This window comes from Lactobacillus delbrueckii subsp. bulgaricus (genome assembly GCF_046938665.1).
Taxonomy (GTDB): domain Bacteria; phylum Bacillota; class Bacilli; order Lactobacillales; family Lactobacillaceae; genus Lactobacillus; species Lactobacillus delbrueckii_C.
Map to the genome: position 1 here is coordinate 1 of NZ_JBKZCD010000089.1, position 323 is coordinate 323.

1 protein-coding gene is annotated in these 323 nt (G+C 43.3%); it reads left to right on the top strand.

Annotated features, from left to right (window positions below; genetic code table 11):
* The coding region (locus ACLUXO_RS10335; protein WP_412137460.1) for a transposase at window positions 1–323 on the top strand (323 nt) is incomplete at both ends.

The window sequence follows — 323 nt, forward strand, 5'->3', positions numbered from 1 at the left end:
GGGTGTCTACCTTAGCCGGAAATATGGGATGAGGCCAGGAGAAATTGCATATATGGTGGCCTTAATTCAAAGGCATGGTGAAGATATTCTGGATCGCCCTCAACAGAAATATACTGCTGATTTCAAGCTTGCTGCCATTGATAGAGTTCTGCTAGGCGGTGAAGCACTTAGCCAGGTTTCTCTAGACTTAGGACTTACAAATACAGGCATTCTTGCAAATTGGCTTCGCTCTTTTAAAGAAAACGGGTATACTGTCATTACCAAGAAGAAAGGTAGACCACCCAAGAATGCCCAAAAACAAGGACAAACAGCGGATCAAAGAA